The 25,955-nt window shown below is 58.0% G+C and carries 19 protein-coding genes and 3 tRNA genes; 9 read left to right on the top strand and 13 right to left on the bottom strand.

What is annotated here, in order from left to right; translation table 11 throughout:
• Positions 1–3: 3 nt before the first annotated feature.
• The 3 genes from ACF0H7_RS07990 to ACF0H7_RS07980 form a co-directional block, all read right to left on the bottom strand.
• Positions 4–1,020: a zinc-dependent alcohol dehydrogenase family protein gene (locus ACF0H7_RS07990; protein ID WP_397452224.1), complete on the bottom strand. Its 1,017-nt coding sequence runs from the start codon at positions 1,018–1,020 to the stop codon at positions 4–6.
• A gap of 243 nt (positions 1,021–1,263) precedes the next feature.
• A complete protein-coding gene (gene rnhA, locus ACF0H7_RS07985) occupies positions 1,264–1,716 on the bottom strand; it encodes a ribonuclease HI (RefSeq protein WP_397452223.1) in 453 nt (150 codons plus the stop codon).
• A 58-nt stretch (positions 1,717–1,774) separates the two neighbouring features.
• Entirely contained in the window at positions 1,775–2,533 is a 759-nt protein-coding gene (locus tag ACF0H7_RS07980; protein WP_397452222.1) for a class I SAM-dependent methyltransferase, read from the bottom strand.
• Positions 2,534–2,617: 84 nt separating this feature from the next.
• Between ACF0H7_RS07980 and gloB the strand changes: the two genes are divergently transcribed.
• The 8 genes from gloB (at position 2,618) to fabI (ending at position 13,461) form a co-directional block, all read left to right on the top strand.
• On the top strand, positions 2,618–3,397 hold the full coding sequence (gene gloB, locus ACF0H7_RS07975; protein WP_397452221.1) for a hydroxyacylglutathione hydrolase: 780 nt from the start codon (positions 2,618–2,620) through the stop codon (positions 3,395–3,397).
• Between the two features lie 99 nt (positions 3,398–3,496).
• The gene (locus tag ACF0H7_RS07970) at positions 3,497–5,101 is read left to right on the top strand and encodes a LysM peptidoglycan-binding domain-containing protein (protein WP_397452220.1); all 1,605 of its coding nucleotides are present in this window, start codon (positions 3,497–3,499) and stop codon (positions 5,099–5,101) included.
• A 135-nt stretch (positions 5,102–5,236) separates the two neighbouring features.
• The gene (locus tag ACF0H7_RS07965) at positions 5,237–7,066 is read left to right on the top strand and encodes an extracellular solute-binding protein (RefSeq protein ID WP_397452219.1); all 1,830 of its coding nucleotides are present in this window, start codon (positions 5,237–5,239) and stop codon (positions 7,064–7,066) included.
• Complete coding sequence (locus ACF0H7_RS07960) at positions 7,063–8,934, top strand: extracellular solute-binding protein (protein ID WP_397452218.1); 1,872 nt, start codon at positions 7,063–7,065, stop codon at positions 8,932–8,934. Before ACF0H7_RS07965 ends, ACF0H7_RS07960 begins: the two co-directional genes overlap by 4 nt.
• A gap of 1 nt (position 8,935) precedes the next feature.
• Positions 8,936–10,009, top strand: coding sequence for a microcin C ABC transporter permease YejB (locus tag ACF0H7_RS07955; RefSeq protein ID WP_397452217.1), 1,074 nt, complete (start codon positions 8,936–8,938; stop codon positions 10,007–10,009).
• 1 nt (position 10,010) lies between these two features.
• Positions 10,011–11,030 (top strand): ABC transporter permease, encoded by a 1,020-nt coding sequence (locus ACF0H7_RS07950; protein WP_397452216.1) that lies wholly within the window; start codon positions 10,011–10,013, stop codon positions 11,028–11,030.
• A gap of 1 nt (position 11,031) precedes the next feature.
• Positions 11,032–12,642: an ABC transporter ATP-binding protein gene (locus ACF0H7_RS07945; protein ID WP_397452215.1), complete on the top strand. Its 1,611-nt coding sequence runs from the start codon at positions 11,032–11,034 to the stop codon at positions 12,640–12,642.
• Positions 12,643–12,666: 24 nt separating this feature from the next.
• Positions 12,667–13,461: an enoyl-ACP reductase FabI gene (gene fabI / locus ACF0H7_RS07940; protein ID WP_397452214.1), complete on the top strand. Its 795-nt coding sequence runs from the start codon at positions 12,667–12,669 to the stop codon at positions 13,459–13,461.
• A gap of 262 nt (positions 13,462–13,723) precedes the next feature.
• Here the strand turns inward: fabI and ACF0H7_RS07935 are convergent, their stop codons facing one another.
• From ACF0H7_RS07935 to ACF0H7_RS07895, 9 genes are all read right to left on the bottom strand, one after another.
• Positions 13,724–15,595, bottom strand: a complete 1,872-nt coding sequence (locus ACF0H7_RS07935; protein ID WP_397452213.1) for a SurA N-terminal domain-containing protein — start codon at positions 15,593–15,595, stop codon at positions 13,724–13,726.
• A gap of 230 nt (positions 15,596–15,825) precedes the next feature.
• Positions 15,826–16,098 (bottom strand): HU family DNA-binding protein, encoded by a 273-nt coding sequence (locus tag ACF0H7_RS07930; RefSeq protein ID WP_002552737.1) that lies wholly within the window; start codon positions 16,096–16,098, stop codon positions 15,826–15,828.
• 139 nt (positions 16,099–16,237) lie between these two features.
• Complete coding sequence (gene lon / locus ACF0H7_RS07925) at positions 16,238–18,634, bottom strand: endopeptidase La (RefSeq protein WP_397452212.1); 2,397 nt, start codon at positions 18,632–18,634, stop codon at positions 16,238–16,240.
• 158 nt (positions 18,635–18,792) lie between these two features.
• Positions 18,793–20,076 carry an ATP-dependent Clp protease ATP-binding subunit ClpX gene (clpX, locus tag ACF0H7_RS07920; RefSeq protein WP_397452211.1) on the bottom strand — a complete coding sequence of 428 codons (1,284 nt, stop codon included), beginning with the start codon at positions 20,074–20,076 and terminating at the stop codon, positions 18,793–18,795.
• A 102-nt stretch (positions 20,077–20,178) separates the two neighbouring features.
• On the bottom strand, positions 20,179–20,820 hold the full coding sequence (gene clpP / locus ACF0H7_RS07915) for an ATP-dependent Clp endopeptidase proteolytic subunit ClpP (RefSeq protein ID WP_297835915.1): 642 nt from the start codon (positions 20,818–20,820) through the stop codon (positions 20,179–20,181).
• Positions 20,821–20,911: 91 nt separating this feature from the next.
• Positions 20,912–22,222: a trigger factor gene (gene tig, locus ACF0H7_RS07910; protein WP_397452210.1), complete on the bottom strand. Its 1,311-nt coding sequence runs from the start codon at positions 22,220–22,222 to the stop codon at positions 20,912–20,914.
• A gap of 369 nt (positions 22,223–22,591) precedes the next feature.
• A tRNA-Leu gene (locus tag ACF0H7_RS07905) sits at positions 22,592–22,676 on the bottom strand.
• A 58-nt stretch (positions 22,677–22,734) separates the two neighbouring features.
• Positions 22,735–22,810, bottom strand: a tRNA-His gene (locus ACF0H7_RS07900).
• A gap of 56 nt (positions 22,811–22,866) precedes the next feature.
• A tRNA-Arg gene (locus tag ACF0H7_RS07895) sits at positions 22,867–22,943 on the bottom strand.
• 280 nt (positions 22,944–23,223) lie between these two features.
• On the opposite strand from ACF0H7_RS07895, the gene folD reads away from it, so the two are divergent.
• Complete coding sequence (folD, locus tag ACF0H7_RS07890; RefSeq protein WP_397452209.1) at positions 23,224–24,078, top strand: bifunctional methylenetetrahydrofolate dehydrogenase/methenyltetrahydrofolate cyclohydrolase FolD; 855 nt, start codon at positions 23,224–23,226, stop codon at positions 24,076–24,078.
• A gap of 60 nt (positions 24,079–24,138) precedes the next feature.
• On the opposite strand, the gene ACF0H7_RS07885 is transcribed toward folD, so the two are convergent.
• Positions 24,139–25,926 (bottom strand): ABC transporter substrate-binding protein, encoded by a 1,788-nt coding sequence (locus ACF0H7_RS07885; protein WP_397452208.1) that lies wholly within the window; start codon positions 25,924–25,926, stop codon positions 24,139–24,141.
• Positions 25,927–25,955: the final 29 nt, after the last annotated feature.

The raw sequence follows: 25,955 nt of genomic DNA, 5'->3' as shown, positions 1-25,955 counted from the left end.
TGTTTACGAAACCTGCAACACGACGCGGCCGATCATCGAAAATTCATCGATGTAGCGTTGCGCGAACGACGCTTTTTCATACGGGAATACCTTGTCGACACGCGACGTCAGCGCACCCTCGAGGGTCAGCTGGTTGATCACGTCCAGCCCACGTTGCAACGCTTCGTGGTTTTGCTCGATGCCCAAATCCGCCCTGCCGGTGAAGTTACTCAGGCAGTGAATGTAAAACTTGATGTTCTTCTGGAACGCTTCCTGGGCCGGGAACGGCGTCTTTTCACCCTCTTTCAGGCCATAGAGCACCATGCTGCCGCAGGGCGCGAGGGCATCTACCAGCAGATTCATCTGCGAACCGCCGAGGCCGTCGAAAATGGCGTTCACGCCTTTACCGTCGGTCAGCTTGTTGACGCGTTGAATCAGGTCCTGTTCTTCAGTCACTACCACCGACTGCGCACCCAGGTCGAGCAAGCGTTGCCGGTCATCGCTGTCTTTGGTGGCGGCGATGATGTTGAACCCCAAGGCTTTGCCCATCTGGATAAACGCAGGGCCGGCACACTGACTGGCATCGGTCACCAGAACGGTCGCGCCGGCCTTGGTTTTGGCCAGATCGACGTAGGCAAAATACGCCAACAGCATCGACGTGTAATGCACGCTGGCCTGGGCCGCGCTCAGCACGTGTGGATAAGTCGTCAGCGCCGAGCGCGGCAACACGATGTGCTCGCCGTACAGCACGTACTGATAAGAATCTTCGCTGGAAAAACTGGCGACTTTATCGCCCGGCGCAAGGTCGGTGACCGCATCGCCAATAGCGACTACGACACCGGCGATTTCCTGGCCCATGCCTGTCGGCAGCCGGGTTTTCGCAGTGATCGGGCTCAACCGCCACAGCTCGTCGTAAGCGCTGATACCGATCGACGCGACACGGACCAACACCTCATGGGCGGACGGTTTGCGGACGGAAGCGTCCAGGGCTACGACGGCTCCTGCGTGGTCGATGGGTTGTTTACGAATAGAGCCTGACATTGGGCACCTCATGGCGTTAGCTATGGGTAAGACTCTATCCAGCACCGTCGATCACAGCCATTGACGCGTATCAATAGTCTCAATGCCTGTTGTTGATGGGGATTTGCGGAACTTCGAAGATTTCTGTAGGAGCGGGCTTGCCCGCGATCAGCTTGACGCGGTGTATCTGACAGACCGCCATCGCGGGCAAGCCCGCTCCTACAGTTTTAGCACGGCCATAAATCGTTAGATGACCAACGATGATCAGCCGTGGCGATTGGCCCGAACGTCATCCACGCCGCGGTTGGCCAACTGATCGGCACGCTCGTTGCCATGATGCCCGGTGTGGCCACGGACCCATTGCCAGGTCACGGTGTGGCGATTGACTTGCTCATCGAGCTGCTGCCACAAATCGGCATTTTTCACCGGTTGCTTGGCGGCGGTTTTCCAGCCGCGTTTCTTCCAGTTGACCAGCCACTCCTTCATGCCTTTCATGACATATTCGGAGTCGGTCACCAGCAAGACCTCACACGGACGCTTGAGCTCTTCGAGGCCACGAATGGCAGCAGTCAGCTCCATGCGGTTGTTGGTGGTATTGGCTTCGCCACCCCAGAGTTCTTTTTCAACCCCCTTGCACACCAACAATGCGCCCCAGCCGCCGGGGCCAGGGTTGCCCTTGCAGGCGCCGTCAGTGAAGATTTCAACGCTTTCGCTCATTACAACCTGTTCCATCAAACTTCCCATCATCGAAAACAGCTGCGTAGCGCGTGACGCCCTACGGTTGTGAATTGCGCCGGTTGACCTTGGCCATCGGCAGCGGAATCAGCTTGCCCATCGGCTCGCGTCGCACCTGTCGCACCGGGCGCAGGCCGACCACGATCTTGCGCGCCACTAATAAATAGAAGCCGCCACCCGGGCTTTGCCAACTGTCGCCGAGGCGTTCCAGGCCAGCCAGTCGGGCCTGCCAGGCGGCCGAAGCCAGCGGCGGACGATAGCACCCGAAGCGGCGTTTCTCCAGCGCGAAGCCCAACAGGTTCAGCCAGTCCGCGACCCGCGAAGGCGAGATGCAGCGCGCCTTGCGCAAGGCATCGTGGGCGAAAAAATGCCTCAGCCCCCAAGTGCTCCACGGGTTAATGCCAATAATGATCAAATGGCCACCAGGGCGAACGCTGGCGGCGGCTTCACGCAGCAGACCATGGGGCGACAGGCAGAAATCCAGCCCGTGTTGCATGACCACCACATCCGCCGCGTGCTCGCTCAAGGGCCAGGCCTGCTCTTCGCAGACGATCTCGACGCCCGGCAACGGCGCGCCCAGACGCACATTGCGCTGCACCTGTTTTGCCACCGGGGGCGCCTCGGCAGAGGGTCCGTAATGCACCAGATAGCCTCCGAAATAGCGGCCAAGCTCGTCTTCGAGCACCCGCCGCTCCTCCTCCAGCAACAATTGTCCCAAGGGGCCGGACAACCATTCCCGGGCCGAGCTGATCAGCGCAAGCCATTCAGGATCAGCCTGGGCAAAAGCTTCATCGGTCATTTTGGATCTCCATGAGGTTCCATTGGCCTGGAACCTCGCCAGACTCTAAGATGCACCATTGTTCTCCGCTTAGCGAACTGAGCCATGATACAGATCGACGCCCTGCCCGCTTTCACTGACAACTACATCTGGTTGTTACAAGACGCTGCCAGCAAACGCTGTGCGGTGGTCGATCCCGGCGATGCCGCGCCGGTGCTTGCCTGGCTGGAGCAAAATCCGGGCTGGCAACTCAGCGACATCCTGGTCACCCACCATCACCATGACCACGTCGGCGGTGTCGAACAGCTGAAAAACGTCAGCGGCGCCCGAGTCCTGGGCCCGGCGGCGGAAAATATTCCGGCGCGCGACATCGCCCTCGGCGATAACGACTCGGTCAACGTGCTGGGCCTGGACTTTGTGATCCACGCCGTGCCGGGCCACACCCTGGGTCATATCGCCTACTACCACGCCGATCCGCAAACCCCGTTGCTGTTCTGTGGCGACACCCTGTTCGCCGCCGGTTGCGGGCGCCTGTTCGAGGGCACGCCGGAACAAATGCATCACTCCTTGAGCCGCCTCGCTTCGCTGCCGGACAGCACCTTGGTCTACTGTACTCACGAATACACCCTGAGTAACCTGCGCTTCGCCCAGGCGGTGGAACCCGGCAACATCGACATCGCCGAACGTTTTGTCCAGGTCAGTCAATGGCGCAGCGAAGAGCGCATCAGCCTGCCGTCCAATTTAGCGCTGGAACGCAAGACCAACCCGTTTATCCGAGTTGACGAAACATCCGTTAAAGAAAAAGCGGACGAACGGACCGGCACCGACAATCAGTCGCCAAGTGCGATTTTTGCTGCCTTGCGCGCATGGAAAGATAAGTTCTAAGACGTGCCACTATTCGCCTAAAAATTCTGAAAGGTTGACCGTTGGGGGGCTGGTTCCTAGAATCGCCCGACATTTTCGCTTGGATACACCCCCCAGCCAATGCCGTCATCCATACGCAAGGCCATCAATTCGGACGCATTTACGCGGTTGGCGCAGGCCATCGCTGTGGCTGCGAGCGTCGTGCTGGCAGGCTGTCAGACCTCTAACCACGTGGACTCGGGGGCCTCCCACCGCGCGCCTAACCTGGCTGAAGGCTACAAACAGAAACCGATCTTCCTCGCGGACAAACCGACCCCGCTGGCCCCCCAGGATGTCTGGGAACGGATGCGTCAGGGTTTCCAGTTGCAGGAAGGTAACGGTCTGAACCCGCGCATTGACCAGCAACGCCTGTGGTTCGCCAACAACCCGGCGTTCCTCCAGGGTGCCGGTGAACGCGGCAGCCTCTACATGCACTACATCGTGGAGCGCCTCGAAGAACGCAACATGCCGCTGGAGCTGGCCTTGCTCCCGGTGATCGAAAGCGCCTACAACCCGATGGCTTACTCGCGCAGCGATGCGGTGGGCCTGTGGCAGTTCATTCCCTCGACCGGGCGTTATTTCAACCTGCGTCAAACCAGTTTCTATGATGGCCGGCGCGATATCACCGCGTCGACCATCGCCGCGCTCGACTACCTGACCCGCCTGCACGACATGTTCAACGGCGACTGGCTGTTGGCGCTGGCCGCGTATAACGCAGGCGAGGGCACGGTCAGCCGGGCGATCGAGCGCAACCAGAAGCTCAACCTGCCGACTGACTACTGGAACCTGTCGCTGCCGCAGGAAACCATGGACTACGTGCCAAAGTTCCTGGCCTTGTCGCAAGTGGTCATGGCGCCTGAAGCCTACGGCATCAACCTGAACCACATTCCCAACCAGCCGTATTTCGAAGTGGTCGAACTCAATCAGCGCGTGGACCTGACCAAGGTGGCCGCCATGGCCAACATTGATCAGGACGAACTGACCCAGCTCAACCCCGCGTTCAAGATGAAGACCACGATCGACGGCCCGCAGCATTTGCTGGTGCCGACGTCCAAGGTCCAACTCCTGACCGCCAACCTGTCGAACATGAAGCCTGACGAGCTGGTCGACTGGCAGCGCTATCGCGTGCGGCGTGGCGACACCCTGGCCAGCCTCGCCAGTCGTTATCGCGTATCGGTCGCCACCCTCAAGGACGTGAACAAGCTGTCGTCCAAGGGCGTGCACCCAGGGCAAACGCTGAGCATTCCGAGCCAGCCGGGCATGACGCCGTCCGCGCCGGTGTTCGAGGAAGTGGCCAGCAACGAAAAACCTCGTAACGCCCGCAGTTACACGGTGAAGAAAGGCGACAGCCTGGCGAGCATCGCCCGCACGCACAAAGTCGACGTCAAAGACCTGCAGCACTGGAACAAATTATCCGGGCAGCACCTGAAGATCGGTGAGTCCCTGGTCATGCAGGACACCAGTAAAGCCAGCGCAAAAGCAAACGTTGTCGCCAAGGCCAGCGGCAAGGCCGGCAACAAGCCTGAAGAGAAAAAGTCGACCCAATACACGATTCGCAAAGGCGACTCGTTTTATCTGGTCGCCAAACGTTTCAACGTCGAGATGCAGCACCTCAAGCGCTGGAATCCACGCAGCGGCGAAGCCCTTAAACCGGGCGAAACGCTGACCGTGTACGAATCCAATTGACCCCTGCAGGCTGCCATCTGGAATAACGTCCGGACCCGGACCAGCGCAGTGTCCGGGACGCAGCCTTTTTCCACTGGATACAAGCTGTTACTGTACCGCCCCAGAAGCCCAAGCCGCCTGGATCGGAACCGTGACGTGATACGTCCTCTCCTGCTCGTCATCAGCCTGGTCTTGAGCTTTTCCGCCACCGCGGCCATCAGCGAAAGCCATGGCTACGCGCAGTTTGGCGCCCTCAAGTACCCGGCCAGTTTCACTCATTTCGACTGGGTCAACCCCGAGGCGCCGAAGGGTGGCACCTTGCGGATTATGGCCTTTGGCACCTTCGACACCCTCAACCCCTACACGCTCAAGGGCACCAGCCCGATCTCGACACCGAATTTCCTGCAGTACGGGGTCAACGAGCTCAACGAACCCTTGATGGTCGGCACGGGCCTTTACGATCCCTCCGGCGACGAACCCACGTCCAGCTATGGCTTGATCGCGCAAAGTGTCGAGTACAGCGAAGACCGCAGTTGGGTGGTGTTCAATCTGCGCCCCCAGGCGCGCTTCAATGACGGCAAACCGATCACCGCCTATGACGTGGCGTTCTCCTATCGCTTGCTGCTGCGCGAGGGTCATCCGCAATACCGTACCGCGTTGCAAGAGGTCGAGCGGGTCGACATCCTCAATCGCCACCGCATCCGCTTCGTCTTCAAGCGCGCTGGTAATCCGCTGCTGATCCTGCGACTCGGCGAACTGCCGGTGTTGCCACAGCACTACTGGAAGCACCGCGATTTCAAAGCCACCACCTTCGAGCCACCAGTGACCAGCGGCCCATACCGCATCACCCACGTACTGCCGGGGCGACAGCTGGTGTTCGAACGGGTCAAGGACTGGTGGGGCAAGGATCTGCCGGTGAATCGCGGCAAATACAATTTCGATAAGGTCCAGGTCGATTTTTACCGCGACAGTGAAGTGGCGTTCGAAGCCTTCAAGGCCGGCGAATTCGATATCTACATCGAGCACCAGGCGAAGAACTGGGCCTACGGATATCAGTTCCCGGCGGTCGATCGCGGCGAGGTGATCAAGGCGCAGATTGCGCACAAGATTCCGACCCAGACTCAAGGGTTGTTCATGAACACCCGACGCGCCATGTTCGCCGACGTCAATGTGCGCGAAGCGCTGAGCCTGATGTTCAATTTCGAGTGGACCAACCGAACCCTGTTCAGCAACGCCTACACTCGCTCCATGAGTTACTACCCCAACAGCGAGTTTTCCGCCTCGGGCCTGCCCACAGGTCGCGAACACCAGCTGCTGGCCGCCTGGCGCGAACAATTGCCGCCGGCGCTGTTCAACCAGCCGTTCAGCATGAGCAAAACCGACGGCGGAGGAGTTCCCCGAGAAGTCTTGCGTCAGGCCCTGAAGCTGTTGGCGCAGGCAGGCTGGAAACTGTCTGATCAACACATGCTCAATCGCAATGGTCAGCCTTTGAGTTTCGAAATATTGCTGGTCAATCCAGGCCTCGAACGGATCCTTCAACCTTATGTCGAAGATCTCGCGCGATTGGGTATCGACGCCCACTTGCGAACCGTGGACCCTGCCCAGTACAAACAGCGCCTGGACCCATTCGATTTCGACATGATTCTAATGACCCTGAACCAGACCCTCAGTCCGGGCCTTGAGCAGTGGCAATATTTCCACTCCAGCCAGGCCAGCATCAAAGGCAGCAAGAACTACGCGGGGGTTGCCAGCCCGGTGGTCGACAGCCTGCTCGAGCAATTGCTCGCCGCACAGACCCACGACGAACAACTCGCCGCGACCCGTGCCCTGGATCGGGTGTTGCTGTGGCAGTACTACAGCATCCCCAACTGGTACCTCGACTATCATCGCCTGGCTTATCGCAACCGGTTTGCCATGGTCACCACCCCGCCCTACACCCTGGGGCTGCGTGCGTGGTGGCTCAAGCCTTCGGAGAAGACTCAATGATTGCTCTGCGCTCCCTGCTGATGCAGGCCAGCGGCGTCCTGATGATCAGCGTGAGCTGCGCCGCCCAGGCCGCGCCGGAACACGCCGTGACCCTGTACAACGAACCACCGAAATACCCGGCTGACTTCAAGCACTTCGACTACGTCAATCCGGACGCGCCCAAGGGCGGGACCTTTCGCGAAGCGGGCTTTGGCGGTTTCGACAGCCTTAACCCGTTTATCAACAAGGGCGTGGCCGCCGACAACATCGGCATGATCTACGACACCCTGGCCCGTCAGGGACTGGATGAGCCGTTCACCGAATATGGCTTGATTGCTGGCAAGATCGAAAAAGCCCCGGACAACAGTTGGGTACGCTTTTACCTGCGACCTGAAGCGCGCTTCCAGGACGGTCATCCGGTGCGCGCGGAAGACGTGGTGTTCAGCTTCGAGACCCTGCTCAAGAGCGGCGCGCCGATGTTTCGCGGCTATTACGCCGACGTCGACCAGGTGATCGCCGAAGACCCGCTGCGGGTACTGTTCAAGTTCAAGCACAACAACAACCGCGAATTGCCGCTGATCCTCGGCCAGATCCCGGTGCTGCCCAAACACTGGTGGGCCACTCGCGACTTCACCAAAAGCAACCTGGAAATCCCGTTGGGCAGCGGCCCGTACCGCGTGACCGAGGTCAAGGCCGGGCGCTCGGTTCGCTATGAGCGGGTCAAGGATTACTGGGGCAAGGACCTGCCGGTCAACCGTGGTTTCTACAACTTCGACGTCATGACCACCGATTACTACCGGGACAACACTGTCGCCCTGGAAGCGCTCAAGGCCGGGCAGTTCGATTACTGGCTGGAGACCAGCGCGAAGAACTGGGCCACCGCCTACAACATCCCGGCGGTGGCTGCCGGGCGTTTGATCAAGGAAGAAATCCCCAACGGCAGCCCCACCGGCATGCAGGGTTTTGTGTTCAACATGCGCCGCCCGGTGTTCAAGGACATCCGCGTGCGTGAAGCGCTGAGCCTGCTGCTGGACTTCGAATGGACCAACAAGCAGTTGTTCAACGGGGCCTACACCCGCACCGACAGTTATTTCGACAACTCCGACATGGCCTCCAGCGGGCTGCCCTCCAGGGATGAACTGAGCGTGCTGGAACCCCTGCGCGGGAAAATCCCGGACCGGGTGTTTACCAGCGAATTCAAACTGCCGGTCACCGATGGCAGCGGCATGATTCGCCCGCAACAGCGCCAGGCGTTCCAACTGCTGCAAGACGCTGGCTGGCGGATCGTCGACGACAAGATGGTCGATACCACCGGCAAGCCGGTGCAGATCGAATTTCTCATTGCCCAGACCGAATTCGAACGCGTGCTATTGCCATTCAAGCGCAACCTCAGCGACCTGGGGATCGAGCTGGTGCTACGTCGGGTCGACGTCTCGCAATACGTGAATCGCCTGCGCTCGCGTGACTTCGACATGATCGTCAGCAGCTTCCCGCAGTCCAGCTCTCCGGGTAATGAACAGCGCGAATATTGGGCCTCTTCCAGCGCCGATAAACCGGGCAGCCGCAACTTCATCGGCCTGAAAGACCCGTCCATCGACACGCTGGTCGAAGGACTGATCAATTCCGACTCGCGACAAAACCTGATCACTTATGCCCGGGCACTGGACCGCACGCTGTTGTGGGGCTATTACATGATCCCCAATTGGCATATCAACACCTGGCGCGTGGCCTATTGGGACCATATCGCCCACCCTGTGCACACGGCGCCGTTCGACGTCGCCACCGCGACCTGGTGGGCAAAACCCGACGCCGTCCCGGCGATTTCCGCGCCAGCCCCGGCCGCCGGCCAAACACCTGAACCGGCCAAACCGGTGAGCGGAGAGCAATAAGATGCTGATGTACATTCTTCGGCGGTTATTGCTGATCATCCCCACGCTGTTCGGGATTTTGCTGATCAATTTCGTGATCATCCAGGCCGCCCCCGGTGGCCCGGTGGAACAGATGATTGCCAAAATCGAAGGTTTCGACGGCGCCACCAGTCGTATTGCGGGTGGTGGCGCGGAGGTCTCGGTGGCCGGCTCGCATTATCGGGGCGCTCAAGGCCTGGACCCGGCGCTGGTGAAGGAGATCGAACACCTCTACGGTTTCGACAAATCCGCGCCGGAACGTTTGTGGATCATGGTCAAGAACTACGCGACCCTGGATTTCGGCGACAGCTTTTTCCGCGACGCGAAAGTGGTCGACCTGATTGCCGAGAAAATGCCGGTGTCCATTTCCCTCGGGTTGTGGAGCACGCTGATCATGTACCTGGTGTCGATCCCGTTGGGCATCGCCAAGGCCACCCGGCACGGCAGCCACTTCGACATCTGGACCAGTTCGTTGATCATCGTCGGTTATGCGATCCCGGCGTTCCTGTTCGCGATCCTGCTGATTGTGGTCTTCTCCGGTGGCAGCTATTTCCACTGGTTCCCGCTGCGTGGCCTGACCTCCAATGACTTCGACCAGTTGAGCTGGGGCGGCAAGATCCTCGATTACTTCTGGCACCTGGCGCTGCCGATCACCGCCCTGGTAATCGGCAACTTCGCGACCATGACCTTCCTCACCAAAAACAGCTTCCTTGATGAAATCGGCAAGCAGTATGTGATCACCGCCAAGGCCAAGGGTTTGAGCCAGCGCAAGGTGCTGTACGGCCATGTGTTCCGTAATGCCATGCTGTTGGTGATCGCTGGTTTTCCGTCGGCGTTCATCGGGATTTTCTTCACCGGCTCGTTGCTGGTGGAGGTGATTTTTTCCCTCGACGGTCTGGGCCTGATGAGTTTCGAGGCGGCGATCAACCGCGACTATCCCGTGGTGTTCGGCACGCTGTTTATCTTTACCCTGATGGGGCTGGTGGTGAAATTGATCAGTGACCTTACCTATACGCTGATCGATCCGCGTATCGACTTCGAAAACAGGGAGCATTGATATGACGCTCTCCCCTCTCAATCGCCGACGCTTCGAACGTTTCAAGGCCAACAAGCGTGGCTGGTGGTCGCTGTGGCTGTTTCTGATCCTGTTCGGCGTCAGCCTCGGCGCGGAACTGATCGCCAACGACAAACCGCTGGCCGTGCGCTACGACGGCGAGTGGTATTTCCCGGTGTTCAAGCGCTACGCGGAAACCACCTTCGGTGGCGAGTTCCCGCTGGAAGCCAATTACAAGAGCCCGTACATCAAGGAACTGCTCAAAGCCAAAGACGGCTGGACCCTGTGGGCGCCGATCCCCTTCAGCTACCAGAGCATCAACTACGACCTGAAAGTGCCGGCACCGGCTCCGCCGTCGAGGGAGAACTGGTTCGGCACCGACGACCAAGGCCGTGACGTGTTCGCGCGGGTGATTTACGGCTTCCGCATCTCGGTGTTGTTTGCCCTGACCCTGACCGTCCTCAGCTCCATCATCGGCGTGATCGCCGGGGCATTGCAGGGCTTTTATGGCGGCTGGGTCGATCTGGTGGGCCAGCGCTTCCTGGAAATCTGGTCCGGGTTGCCGGTGCTGTACCTGTTGATCATTCTCGCCAGTTTCGTTCAGCCCAACTTCTGGTGGCTGCTGGGTATCATGCTGCTGTTTTCCTGGATGAGCCTGGTGGACGTGGTGCGCGCCGAATTCCTGCGTGGGCGTAATCTCGAATACGTGCGTGCCGCGCGCGCGCTGGGGATGGAGAATATCTCGATCATGTTTCGGCATATTCTGCCCAATGCGATGGTCTCGACCATGACCTTCATGCCCTTCATCCTCACCGGCGCCATCGGCACCCTGACCGCGCTGGACTTCCTTGGCTTCGGCTTGCCGGCCGGCGCACCGTCGCTGGGCGAACTGGTGGCCCAGGGCAAATCCAATCTGCAAGCGCCATGGCTCGGGATCAGCGCGTTCGCCGTGCTGGCCCTGATGCTCAGCCTGCTGGTGTTCATCGGCGAATCCGCCCGCGACGCGTTCGACCCAAGGAAATGAGATGAACAAGGACAATTTGATCGAAGTCCGCGATCTCGCCGTCGAGTTCGTCGCGGGTGACCAGACGCAACGGGTGGTCGAAGGCATCAACTTCGACATCCGTCGTGGCGAAACCCTGGCCCTGGTGGGCGAAAGCGGATCAGGCAAGTCAGTCATCGCGCACTCTATTTTGCGCCTGCTGCCCTACCCGCTGGCCCGTCACCCCAGTGGGACGATTCAGTACGCCGGGCATGATTTGTTGAAGCTCAGCGAAAGAAAGCTGCGCACCATTCGTGGCAACCGCATCGCCATGATCTTCCAGGAACCGATGACCTCGCTGAACCCGCTGCACAACATTGAAAAACAAATCAATGAAGTGCTCGGGCTGCATAAAGGACTGCAAGGCAAGGCGGCCACTCAGCGCACGCTGGAGCTGCTTGAACTGGTAGGCATCTCTGAGCCACGCAAGCGCCTCAAAGCCCTGCCACACGAGCTCTCAGGCGGCCAGCGGCAGCGTGTGATGATTGCCATGGCCCTGGCTAACGAACCTGAGCTGCTGATCGCCGACGAACCGACTACCGCACTGGACGTCACGGTACAACTCAAAATTCTTGAATTACTCAAGGAATTGCAGGCCCGGCTGGGCATGGCGCTGCTGCTGATCAGTCACGATTTGAACCTGGTTAAGCAAATTGCGCATCGGGTATGTGTCATGCAGCGCGGAAGCATCGTCGAACAAGCGTCGTGTGAAGAGCTGTTCCGTTCACCGCAGCATCCGTACACGCAAATATTGCTCGGGGCCGAGCCTCGCGGGGGCCCGGCGGACAACACGCCCGGCGATCCGGTGCTGGAAGTCGAGGACCTGCGCGTCTGGTTCCCGATCAAGAAAGGCCTGTTCAAACACACCGTGGACCATGTCAAAGCGGTGGACGGCATCAACTTCAGCCTGCCGAGAGGCCAGACGCTGGGGATTGTCGGTGAAAGCGGTTCAGGCAAGTCGACCATGGGTCTGGCGATCCTGCGGCTGATTGCCAGTCAGGGCACTATTCGCTTTCAGGGCGACACCCTGGACTGTCTGACGCAGCAGCAGATTCGGCCGTTGCGGCGACAAATGCAGGTGGTGTTTCAGGACCCGTTCGGCAGCCTGAGCCCACGTATGTGTGTCAGTGAGATTGTTGGCGAGGGCCTGCGCATTCATCGCATGGGCAACGCAGAAGAACAGGAGCGCGCCATCATCGAGGCGCTCAAGGAGGTAGGTCTGGATCCGGAAACCCGGCACCGCTACCCTCACGAATTTTCCGGTGGGCAGCGGCAGAGAATCGCCATTGCCCGGGCTTTAGTGTTAAAACCGGCGCTGATTCTGTTGGACGAGCCCACGTCGGCGCTCGACCGCACCGTTCAGCGCCAAGTGGTGGAGCTGCTGCGTTCACTGCAAAAGAAGTACAACCTGACCTATTTGTTTATCAGCCATGACCTGGCGGTAGTCAAAGCCTTGAGCCACCAGTTGATGGTGATCAAGCACGGGCAAGTCGTTGAACAAGGTGAGGCGCAGGAAATTTTTGCCGCACCGCAACATCCCTATACACAGCAGTTGCTGGAAGCGGCCTTTTTGGCGCCGGTAGCTGCCGAATAATCTGAGTCTGAGGAGGAACAACACATGGGTTTTCTCGCCGGTAAGCGCGTCCTGATCGTTGGTGTCGCTAGCAAACTGTCCATCGCATCCGGCATCGCTGCCGCCATGCATCGCGAGGGCGCTGAGCTTGCCTTCACTTATCAGAACGACAAACTCAAAGGTCGTGTCGAGGAATTCGCCGCAGGCTGGGGCTCGAGCCCTGAGCTGTGCTTCCCTTGCGACGTGGCCAGCGATGAAGAAATCGCCAAGGTTTTCGAAGAGTTGAGCAAGAAGTGGGACGGCCTGGACGTGATCGTTCACTCGGTCGGTTTCGCACCGGGCGACCAACTGGACGGCGACTTTACCGAAGCCACCACCCGTGAAGGTTTCCGCATCGCTCACGACATCAGCGCCTACAGCTTCGTCGCTCTGGCCAAGGCCGGTCGCGAGATGATGAAAGGCCGCAACGGCAGCCTGCTGACCCTGTCGTACCTGGGCGCAGAGCGCACCATGCCTAACTACAACGTGATGGGCATGGCCAAGGCCAGCCTGGAAGCAGGCGTACGTTACCTGGCCGGTAGCCTTGGCCCGGAAGGCACGCGTGTCAACGCTGTATCGGCTGGCCCGATCCGCACCCTGGCAGCCTCGGGCATCAAGAACTTCCGCAAGATGCTGGCCGCCAACGAAGCGCAAACCCCGCTGCGTCGCAACGTCACCATCGACGAAGTCGGCAACGCCGGCGCGTTCCTGTGCTCGGACCTGGCGTCGGGCATCAGCGGCGAGATCATGTACGTTGACGGCGGTTTCAACACCACCGCAATGGGCAACCTCGAAGAGTAATCTTCAAGGCTGACCAAAAGCCCGCGCCTCGCAAGAGCCGCGGGCTTTTTTGTGGCCTGCCGAATCCGCTTACGCCTCTGTAGGAGCCAACTTGTTGGCAAGCGGTTTCACGCGGTAAGCCTGACACTCCGCCTCGCGAACAAGTTCGCTCCTACAGGATTCGCGCCATACCATCAAACCAGCGAAGAGGCCCTACCTGACACACCAAACAAAAAAAGGCCGCTCAATGAGCGGCCTTCCTTTTTTACGGTGTAGTCAGCGATCAGTAACGATCAATCTTCGCCTTGCTTTGCAGCAGCGCACGGTAAGCAGCAAAGTCTTGCTGGCCGGCACGCGAAGCGAGGAAGCGACGATACTGCTCTTTCTCGGCATCCGTTGGCGCAGCGCCTGGATTCACGCCGTTCAGACGCACGATCACGAAGCTGCCATCAGCAGCTTTCAGGCTGGAGTAGACCGGCTTGTCCTTGCCTTCCGGCTTGGCCATGCGGAACAGCGTTTGCAGCACCGCCGGATCGACACCTTCCTGATTGCGAGTAGCCGCTTCCAGCACTTTCCAGCTCAGGCCGTCTTGCTTGGCCGCCAGCGGGATCTTGCCGTCGCGCAGGCCAGCCAACAGCGCTTCGCCTTTGGTCTTGACCGCATCGCTCGCGTGATTCTTGGTCAACTGCGTACGAATGGCGGCGGAAACAGCTTCAAGCGGCAACTGCTCTGGCTGACGGTGTTCCTTGACCCGTACCACCAAAGCTGTTTCCGGATCGAGTTCCAGCGCGCCGCTGTTGGCGCCCTCTTCCAGCACTTCACGGCTGAACGCGGCCTGGATCACAGCACGGTTGGAGGCAATACCTTCACCGCCCTCACGCCCGAACGGCGCGGTGGTCTGCACCTTCAGCCCCAGTTCCTGGGCTGGCTGCGACAGATCCGACGCTTCGTACGAGGTATCTTCCAAATGCTTCATCGCATCAACGAAACGTTGCTCGACTTGCGCGGCTTTCAGATCGTGGGTCAGCTTGTCTTTCAGGCTGGCGAAGCTCGGCACCGCCGGTGCTTCAACGCCCAACAGCTTGATCACGTGCCAGCCGAAGCTACTGCGCACCGGCGCGGACACCTGGTCTTTCTTCAGCTCATACAGGGCTTTTTCGAACGCAGGGTCGTAAACGCCCTGACCGGCATAGCCCAGGTCACCGCCTTTGCTGGCCGAACCCGGATCCTGGGAAAGTTCTTTGGCCAAGGCCGCGAAGTCTTCACCTTTCGCCAGACGCGCTTCGATTTCTTCAACCTTCGACTTGGCCTGAGCGTCGCTCACCTTGTCGTTCACTTCGATCAGAATATGCGCAGCACGACGCTGCTCAGCGAGGCCGCTGATTTCTTTCTGATACGCCGCCTGCAGATCAGCGTCCTTGACGGTCACCTGATCAAAGAAAGACGACTTCTTCAATTCGATGTAGTCCAGAACGACCTGTTCCTGACTCATGAATTCTTTGGCGTGCTCGTCGTAGTGAGCCTTGATCTCGTCGTCGGTCACTTTCACGGCCGAGGTATCAGCAGTCAGGGTCAACGTGGCGAAATCGCGCGTCTGTTTTTCCAAATGAGCGAAGGCATCAACTTGAGAGTCAGTCACGAAGCTGCTACCCGCCAGGCCGGCGCGCAGCTGACCAATCAGCATTTCCTGAGCCATGATCTGGCGGAATTGCATGCGGCTATAGCCTAATTGGCGAATGACCTGATCGAAACGATCGGCGCTGAATTTGCCATCGACCTGGAATTCAGGTGTCTGCAAAATCTGCGCATCCAGAGCGGCTTCGGAGAAAGCGAATTTCGAATCGGCGGCGCCTTGCAGCAACAACTTGCGATCGACCAGCCCCTTCAAGGCTGAGTCACGCAGCATCTTGTCGTCCAGCAGCGCAGGATCGAAATCCTTGCCCAACTGTTGTGCCAGCTGACGGCGTTGCGTTTCAACGGCCTGTGACAGCTCGTTGGTGGTGATTTCCTCACCGTTGACCTTGGCAGCATCCTGACTGGTGCTGGTGGCCCTGAAAATGGCGTCAAAACCGGTCAACGCCATCAATGCCATCACGACACCAATGATCGTCTTGGCAATCCAGCCTTGGGAGTTGTCCCTGATATTCTGCAGCATTGCGTCCCCCAGAAACGGTTGTACTGAATTAAACCAACCGCGGAGCGTGGGTAGAATCCGGATAGAAGAAAGGCGCATCCGAGGATGCGCCTTCTCGTAACTGGCGGAGTAGTCGGGGCTCGAATCCGCGACCCCCGGTGGTCAGTTCGACAGGTTAGTCGACCGACCTACCCACTCCGCTGCCAGGACAGGAATGACCCTGCCTGGTTGGGCAAAGGCTCGAAAGAAACTTAGTTAACCGCTTCTTTCAGTGCTTTACCGGCTTTGAAACCTGGTTTTTTGGCTGCAGCGATTTCCAGCGTCTTACCGGTCTGTGGGTTACGGCCGATGCGAGCAGGACGGTCAGTCACGGAGAAAGTACCAAACCCTACCAAAACAACAGAGTCGCCAGCCTTCAGAGCGCCAGTGACGGATTCGATTACTGCGTCCAGCGCACGGCCAGCAGCAGCTTTCGGGATATCAGCAGATGCAGCGATAGCATCAATCAGTTCCGACTTGTTCACTCTAAGTCCCCTTATATCAATAGTGAGTATGTTTCTAAGTTTTTTGGTGTAAGCAAAACGAGTGCTGAATGGCCAACAGACACTTTAAGAGCCGCTTTATAACAAGGGCTCTAAAAAGCTGTCAAGGAAGGCCCTCAGACTAATGCGTGCTAATTCTTTCCTTAGAGTCAGACTCGCGCTTTTCATCTTTTGCAACCAGGTCCGGAGCCACATCCGGCAAGGGCTCCGGCGCGTATTGCAGCGCAATTTGCAGGACCTCGTCAATCCATTTAACGGGTTTAATCTGCAGGTCGCGTTTAATATTGTCCGGAATTTCTTTCAAATCCCGTACGTTTTCTTCTGGAATGATCACCGTTTTGATTCCGCCACGGTGAGCCGCCAGCAGTTTTTCCTTCAAGCCACCGATGGCCAGAACCTGCCCCCGCAGGGTAATTTCACCGGTCATTGCCACGTCCGCACGCACAGGTATCCCTGTCAGCGCCGAAACCAGGGCCGTGCACATGCCTACGCCTGCGCTAGGGCCGTCTTTCGGCGTCGCGCCTTCCGGCATGTGGATATGCGTGTCGCGCTTCTCGTGGAAGTCCAACGGGATCCCCAGGCTTTTCGCCCGGCTACGCACAACCGTCAGTGCGGCAGTGATGGATTCGACCATCACGTCACCCAGCGAACCGGTCTTGATCAGTTGGCCTTTACCTGGAACCACGGCCGCTTCGATGGTCAGCAATTCGCCGCCCACTTGCGTCCACGCCAGCCCGGTTACCTGCCCGATTTGATCCTGCTGTTCGGCCAAACCGTAGCGGAATTTACGCACACCGAGGAAATCCTCGAGCATTTCTGCCGTTACACGGACTGAAAAATGTTTTTCCAACGCGTGCTGCTTAACCGCCTTGCGGCAGATTTTAGCGATCTGACGCTCCAGGCTACGCACGCCAGCTTCACGCGTGTAGTACCGGACTATGTCGCGAATGGCCTCTTCTTCGAACTCGATTTCGCCCTTTTTCAGGCCGTTGGCTTGAATCTGTTTCGGCGAAAGGTACTTGACCGCGATGTTGATTTTTTCGTCTTCGGTGTAGCCAGGTAGACGGATAACTTCCATCCGGTCCAGCAGCGCCGCAGGGATATTCATCGAGTTCGCAGTGCACAGGAACATGACGTCCGAGAGGTCGTAGTCGACTTCCAGGTAGTGGTCGTTGAAATTGTGGTTCTGCTCGGGATCGAGCACTTCCAGCAACGCCGACGCCGGATCGCCACGCATGTCGCTGCCCATTTTGTCGATTTCGTCGAGCAGGAACAGCGGGTTGCGAACCCCCACCTTTGTCATCTTTTGTATCAATCTTCCTGGCATCGAACCGATGTAAGTCCGGCGATGGCCACGAATTTCAGCCTCGTCACGTACGCCGCCGAGGGCCATACGCACGAATTTGCGGTTGGTTGCATGGGCAATCGACTCCGCGAGCGAGGTTTTGCCCACGCCAGGAGGACCCACCAGGCACAACACCGGACCGCGAATCTTCTTCACGCGCTTTTGCACAGCGAGGTATTCGAGGATGCGTTCTTTGACTTCTTCCAGACCGTAGTGGTCGGCATCGAGGATGTCTTCAGCGCGCGCCAGATCGAGACGCACCTTGCTCTGCGCCTTCCACGGCACCTGCACCAGCCAGTCGATGTACGAGCGCACCACGGTGGCTTCGGCCGACATCGGCGACATTTGCTTGAGTTTGTTCAGTTCAGCCTGAGCCTTGGTCAGGGCATCTTTCGGCAGACCGGCAGCATCGATGCGCTTTTTCAGCTCTTCGATTTCATTGTGACCTTCGTCACCTTCACCGAGCTCTTTCTGAATGGCCTTCATCTGCTCATTCAGGTAGTACTCGCGCTGGCTGCGCTCCATCTGCTTTTTGACGCGACCGCGAATGCGTTTCTCGACCTGCAACAGGTCAATTTCGGCATCCAGCAGCGCCAGGACATGCTCGACCCGTGCAGACAGGTCGACAATTTCGAGGATTTCCTGCTTCTGCTCGATCTTCAGCGCCATGTGGGCGGCCATGGTGTCGACCAGGCGACCCGGCTCATCGATGCTGTTGAGCGACGACAGGACTTCAGCCGGGACTTTCTTGCCCAACTGCACATATTGTTCGAACTGCGCCAGCAAGCTGCGCACGAACACTTCGGATTCGCGGTCAGGTGCATCGACCTCGTCGATCAGGATCACTTCAGCGCGGCAATGGCCGTCGACTTCGATGAATCGCTCAACGGTGCCACGCTGCTCGCCTTCGACCAGCACCTTGACGGTGCCGTCCGGCAGCTTGAGCAACTGCAATACGGTTGCAACGGTACCGACGTTATACAGGGCGTCTTCACCCGGATCGTCATCAGCGGGATTTCTCTGGGCAAGCAACAGAATCTGCTTGTCGCCCGTCATCGCGGCCTCGAGGGCTTCGATAGATTTCTCGCGCCCCACGAACAGCGGGATAACCATGTGCGGATAAACCACAACATCACGCAATGGCAAGAGAGGCAATTCGATGGTTGTCTTCATGATTTCGCCTCTACAGCGGCCCTAAGGCCGTGGACAGAAAGAATTGAGCTTGGAGCCAAGATGGGGGCAGCTTCGCAAAAAAACAAGCTCTGACTCAGGAAAAGCAAAAGGGGGCCCTAAGGCCCCCTCTTTATCAGCTATCCACGCAGCAGTTTCGCTTACGCGTCTGGCGCGGCCTTGGCGGCCGGCTCGCTGTTTTCGTAAATCAACAGCGGTTTGGACGTACCCTCGATGACACTCTCATCGATCACCACTTTGCTCACCTCGGTCTGCGAGGGGATCTCGTACATGGTGTCGAGCAGAACGCCTTCCAGAATGGAACGCAGTCCACGAGCGCCTGTTTTGCGCTCAAGAGCGCGTTTGGCGATCGATTTCAGCGCATCAGCACGGAACTCGAGGTCCACGCCTTCCATTTCGAACAGTTTCGCATACTGCTTGGTCAGCGCGTTTTTCGGCTCGGTGAGGATCTGCATCAGCGCAGCCTCATCCAACTCGTCCAACGTCGCCAGAACCGGCAGACGGCCCACGAACTCTGGAATCAGACCGAACTTGACCAAATCGTCAGGCTCGACTTCACGCAGCGATTCGCCAACCTTCTTGCCTTCTTCCTTGCTGCGAACTTCGGCGTTGAAGCCGATGCCGCCGCGAGTGGAACGGCTCTGAATAACCTTTTCCAGGCCCGAGAAGGCGCCACCGCAGATAAACAGAATGTTACGCGTGTCCACTTGCAGGAATTCCTGCTGTGGGTGCTTGCGACCGCCTTGGGGCGGCACGGAAGCCACGGTACCCTCGATCAGCTTCAGCAAGGCTTGTTGCACGCCTTCGCCGGAAACGTCACGGGTAATCGAAGGGTTGTCGGATTTGCGCGAAATCTTGTCGATTTCGTCGATGTAGACAATACCCATCTGGGCCTTCTCTACGTCGTAATCACATTTCTGCAACAGCTTCTGGATAATGTTTTCAACGTCCTCACCCACATAACCGGCTTCGGTCAGGGTGGTGGCGTCCGCGATGGTGAACGGAACATTGAGCAAACGCGCCAATGTTTCGGCCAGCAACGTCTTGCCGGAGCCCGTCGGGCCGATCAGCAGGATGTTACTTTTGCCAAGTTCAACATCGTCATTTTTCTTGTCACGCTGGTTCAAACGCTTGTAGTGGTTGTACACCGCTACCGCGAGAACCTTTTTGGCACGCTCCTGACCAATCACATACTGATCAAGGATGCCGCTGATTTCTTTCGGCGATGGTAATTTATGCGCGCTGCTCTCGGCCTGGGCTTCCTGCACCTCCTCGCGGATGATGTCGTTGCACAGGTCGACGCACTCGTCGCAGATAAAAACCGAGGGGCCGGCAATCAATTTGCGCACTTCATGCTGGCTTTTGCCGCAGAAGGAGCAATAAAGCAACTTGCCGTTGTCCTCGCCGTTGCGGGTGTCAGTCATTCGATCGATCCAATCCGGTAGGCTTGCAACACAAGATGAAGGCTATTGCGGGCTTTTTCAAGTCCGCAGGTGGCCAGTTGTCCCAACCACCTGCGATTAGGCTTATTTAGCCATTTGACGCTGGGTGAGCACCTGATCGATCAGACCGTATTCAGCAGCGCGTTCGGCGCTCATGAAATTGTCACGATTGGTGTCTTGCTCGATGGTCTCAATCGATTGCCCGGTGTGGTGCGCAAGAATTTCGTTCAAGCGAGCACGGATGGACAATATCTCTTTGGCGTGGATATCGATATCCGACGCCTGACCCTGGAAGCCGCCCAGTGGCTGGTGAATCATCATCCGCGAGTTCGGCAGGCAGTAACGCTTTTTAGCGGCGCCGCCAGCCAGCAGCAAGGCACCCATGCTGCAAGCCTGACCGATGCAGATTGTCGAAACGTCTGGCTTGATGAACTGCATGGTGTCGTAGATCGACATGCCCGCAGTCACCGAACCGCCCGGTGAGTTGATGTAGAGATGGATATCCTTGTCCGGGTTTTCCGCTTCAAGGAACAGCAATTGCGCCGCGATCAGGTTGGCCATGTAGTCTTCTACCGGACCGACCAGAAAGATCACTCGCTCCTTGAGGAGTCGCGAGTAGATGTCATAGGCGCGTTCGCCACGGGCGGACTGCTCGATAACCATCGGGACCAGGCCGCCTGCGGCCTGGATGTCAGAGTTCTGCTGAATATAAGAATTGCGGGACATGTCCTGCATTCACTCCCAAATAGTCATTTCTTGAATACACATAAGCCAGCACGAAGGCTGGCTTATGGGTGTTTTCGAACGAGAGAAAAAATCAGTCGGCTTGTGGAGCTTCTACCGGCTTGACAGCTTCTTCGTAAGAGACCGATTTGTCGGTCACGCTAGCTTTCTGCAAAACAGTATCCACAACTTGTTCTTCCAGCACAACCGAACGTACTTCGTTCAGTTGCTGGTCGTTCTTGTAGTACCAGGACACAACCTGCTCAGGCTCCTGGTAAGCGGATGCCATTTCCTGAATCATTTCGCGAACGCGAGCGTCGTCAGGCTTGAGGTCGAACTGCTTGACCACTTCAGCGACGATCAGACCCAGCTCAACGCGGCGCTTGGCTTGTTCGGTGAACAGCTCGGCTGGCAGCTGATCAGGCTTGATGTTGCCACCGAACTGCTGAACAGCCTGCACGCGCAGACGGTCAACTTCGTTGTCGATCAAGGCTTTAGGCACTTCGATCGGGTTGGTGGACAGCAGACCGTCCATCACCTGGTTCTTGACCTTGGATTTGATCGCCTGACGCAGTTCACGCTCCATGTTCTTGCGAACTTCGGTGCGGAAGCCTTCGATACCGGTTTCCTTGATACCGAACTGAGTGAAGAACGCTTCGTTCAGCTCAGGCAGCACAGGCTCGGACACAGTGTTGACGGTCACGGTGAACTCGGCGGCTTTGTTAGCCAGTTCCAGGTTCTGGTAGTTTTCCGGGAAAGTCAGGCTCAGAACACGCTCTTCGCCGGCTTTAGCGCCAACCAGACCATCTTCGAAACCAGGGATCATGCGGCCGGAGCCCAGAACCAGCTGGGTACCGGTGGCAGAACCGCCAGCGAATACTTCGCCGTCGACCTTGCCCACGAAATCGATATTCAGTTGATCTTCGTTCTGAGCGGCGCGGTCGGCAGCTTCAAAACGAACGTTCTGCTTGCGCAGGATTTCCAGCATTTTGTCCAGATCGGCGTCAGCCACGTCTGCACTCAGACGCTCGACAGCGATGGACTCAAAGCCAGCAACCGTGAATTCCGGGAATACTTCGAAAGTAGCGACGTATTCGAGGTCTTTACCTTTTTCAAAGGTTTTTGGCTCTACCGCTGGCGCGCCAGCCGGGTTCAGCTTCTGCTCAACCACTGCTTCGTAGAAAGTCGCCTGAATCAGATCGCTCAGGGCTTCCTGACGAGCGCCGTCTTCGTAACGCTGACGGATCACGCTCATAGGCACTTTACCAGGACGGAAGCCTGGGATCTTGGCGCTACGGGCAGCCTGCTGCAGACGCTTGCTGACTTCAGTCTCGATGCGTTCGGCAGGCACGCCGATGGTCATGCGGCGCTCAAGAGCGGAAGTATTTTCAACAGAAACTTGCATGGATATTCCTCGTTGCACAAACGTTAGCCGGCCGTTTCCGACCCCAGAATCAAGGGCATGCATTCTAGAGGGTCAAACTCAAGAAGTCACCCTACTGAAAACGGCTAAATAAACGGCATGAGATCGAGCCACCGCGAGGGTTCGACAGTGACTCGTGCGAACAATTGACACAGGCAACGGGCGAGGCGTCTGGCGCAGCCTATATAAAGGAAGCGACGGAACCCGATCTGCCACCTGCGCAATCGGAAAACCACCCGTCGCGGAATACGCCGGGAGCAAAAACCAATACGCTGAAACAAAAAAAGCCGCACTAGGCGGCTTTTTCTTTACGCTGCAAAAAGCTTTGGGCATTTCGCAACGTTTATATCTTGGTGCGGACGGAGAGACTCGAACTCTCACACCTTGCGGCGCTGGAACCTAAATCCAGTGTGTCTACCAATTCCACCACATCCGCGCATCAAGCTGTTGAAGCAAAGACGCCAGATTATAAAATCTGGCGTCTTTTTCTAATATGGGGTGGACGAAGGGGATCGAACCCTCGACAACGGGAGTCACAATCCCGTGCTCTACCAACTGAGCTACGCCCACCATATAGCGTGTGACCTGACATCTACATCTTCACTTGTTGCCAAAGCTGCCTTGATTGGCGCACCCGGCAGGACTCGAACCTGCGACCATCCGCTTAGAAGGCGGATGCTCTATCCAGCTGAGCTACGGGCGCTTATTTAATCTGTATCTTTTACCGACTACAAATTAAGAGCTTTCAGTCACGCTGAGCCAACCTTCAACTCTGCCTGACTTTCTTAACCAGTGCTAGGCTGTGCCCGACAAGTGCGACGAATCTTATAGACGGTCCTGAGGGTCGTCAACTTTTTTTTTAAAAAAATTCAGTTAGATAAAGGGGTTAGGGGAATATGCAGACCAAGCGCCTTTGCCCTTGCGCCATGTCATGCGAGAATGCGCGCTCTTTTCCAATCCCTATCGATGGTTAATCACGCGTAATGACTGCAAAACTAATAGACGGTAAAGCGATCGCAGCCAATCTGCGCCAGCAGATCGCCAAACGTGTCGTCGAGCGTCGCCAGCAGGGCCTGCGCACACCAGGTCTCGCGGTGATTCTGGTCGGCAGCGACCCCGCCTCTCAGGTTTACGTCTCGCACAAGCGCAAGGACTGCGAAGAGGTCGGCTTTCTCTCGCAGGCCTATGACCTGCCGGCCCAGACCACTCAGGTCGAACTGACCGACTTGATCGATCGCCTCAATGACGATCCGAACATCGATGGTGTTCTGCTGCAGTTGCCGCTGCCGGAACACCTGGACGCGTCCCTGTTGCTGGAGCGCATTCGCCCGGACAAGGACGTGGATGGCTTCCATCCTTATAACGTCGGCCGTCTGGCGCAGCGTATTCCACTGCTGCGCCCCTGCACGCCTAAAGGCATCATCGCCCTGCTGGAAAGCACTGGCGTCGATCTGTACGGGCTGGACGCCGTGGTGGTGGGTGCTTCCAATATCGTCGGTCGGCCGATGGCCATGGAGCTGTTGCTGGCGGGTTGCACGGTGACCGTGGCGCATCGCTTCACCCGTGATCTGGCGGGCCATGTCGGTCGTGCCGATCTGGTGGTGGTGGCCGCTGGCAAACCGGGCCTGGTCAAGGGCGAGTGGATCAAGGAAGGCGCGATCGTGATCGACGTCGGCATCAATCGCCAGGAAGACGGCAAGCTGGTAGGCGACGTGGTGTACGAAACCGCCCTGCCCCGCGCCGGATGGATCACGCCGGTACCGGGCGGCGTTGGCCCGATGACCCGTGCCTGCCTGCTGGAAAACACCTTGTACGCGGCGGAAACCCTGCACGCTTGATCGGTGTTCATCGCGAAAAAAAACGGCACCCGAGGGTGCCGTTTTTTATGCGCCTAGCGCTTATTTGGTAGACGCTACCTTGCGGGCATCGACCCAGCTTTTCAGCAGATCGTTGTAGCTGACGGTTTCGCCTTTCGGCTTCTCGTTAGCCAGTTTGCGTTGCGGAGCAGCCCAGCCATCAGACGTTGCTTCGCCCTTCTTGTACCAGGCTTCGGCCGTGGTTTCCGGGTTCAGCTTCGGTGCGCAACCGCTGGCGCTTTGCACGCCGGACTTCTCGATACGCTCCATGATCCGGTCCTGATCCTTCGCCAGACCGTCCAATGCCGCCTGAGCCGTTTTCTCGCCACTCACGGCTTCAGCCACATGACTCCACCAGAGTTGCGCCAGCTTCGGATAATCCGGCACGTTGGTCCCCGTCGGGGTCCATTGCACACGGGCCGGGCTGCGATAGAACTCCACCAGACCACCGAGTTTCGGTGCCAGGTCGGTCATCGCCTGCGAGTTGATGTCCGACTCACGAATCGGTGTCAGACCGACGATGGTTTTCTTCAGCGACACGGTTTTCGAGGTCACGAACTGCGCATACAACCACGCAGCCAGGCGCTTCTTCTCGTCAGCCGACTTGAGGAAGGTCCATGAACCCACATCTTGATAACCGAGCTTCATGCCCTCTTTCCAGTACGGACCTTTTGGCGACGGCGCCATCCGCCATTTTGGCGTGCCATCGGCATTCATTACCGGCAGACCCGGCTTGGTCATGTCGGCGGTGAACGCGGTGTACCAGAAAATTTGTTGCGCCACGTTGCCTTGCGACGGCACCGGACCCGATTCGGAAAAGGTCATGCCCGCCGCTTCAGGCGGTGCATAGGCCTTGAGCCAGTCGATGTATTTCTGCGTGGCGAACAACGCCGCCGGGCCGTTGGTGTCGCCACCGCGGGTGATGCTAGAACCAGCCGGGCTGCAACCTTCGACACGAATCCCCCACTCGTCCACTGGTTTGCCGTTCGGCAGACCTTTGTCACCACTACCGGCCATGGAGAACCAGGCGTCCGTGAAGCGCCAGCCCAACGATGGGTCTTTCTTGCCGTAGTCCATGTGGCCATAGACACGTTTGCCGTCCAGTTCCTTGACGTCTTCGCTGAAGAACTTGGCAATGTCTTCATACGCCGACCAGTTGACCGGAACCCCCAACTCGTAACCGTACTTGGCCTTGAACTTGGCTTTCAGATCAGGACGCTCAAACCAGTCAGCGCGGAACCAATACAGGTTGGCGAATTGTTGGTCAGGCAGTTGATAGAGCGTGCCATCCGGTGAGGTGGTGAACGATGTGCCGATAAAGTCCGGGACATCCAGCGTAGGAGAGGTCACCTTCTTGCCTTCCGGGCTAGCCATCAGCTCTGTCAGCGACAACGCCTTGCCGTAACGGAAATGCGTGCCGATCAAGTCAGAGTCGTTGATCCAGCCATCGTAGATGGCCTTGTCCGACTGCATGGCGGTTTGCAGCTTCTCGATGACGTCGCCTTCCTGCATCACGTCATGCGTGACCTTGATCCCGGTGATCTCCGCGAACGCCTTGGCCAGCACCTCAGACTCGTACTTGTGCACGGTCAGGGTTTCCGACACCACCTTGATGTCCATGCCACGGAACGGCTCGGCCGCCTTGATGAACCACTCCAATTCAGACAGTTGTTGCTCAGGGGTCAGGGTGGACGGCGTGAACTCGCTGCCGATCCATTTCTTCGCCGCATCTTCGTAAGCATCCGCCCACGCTGTCAGACTCATTCCGCTGAGCGCCAGCATTGCGGCCAGCGTCACGCTATGTCGCAGTTTGTTATTTTTGTCGAACATAGACACCTCCTAGTCAGTTTCGTAACGAG

This window comes from Pseudomonas sp. NA-150, from assembly GCF_044336365.1.
In the GTDB taxonomy this organism is placed as follows: Bacteria; Pseudomonadota; Gammaproteobacteria; order Pseudomonadales; family Pseudomonadaceae; genus Aquipseudomonas.
Note: the sequence above shows the minus strand (reverse complement) of the source record. Positions and strands in the feature narration are given on the sequence as shown.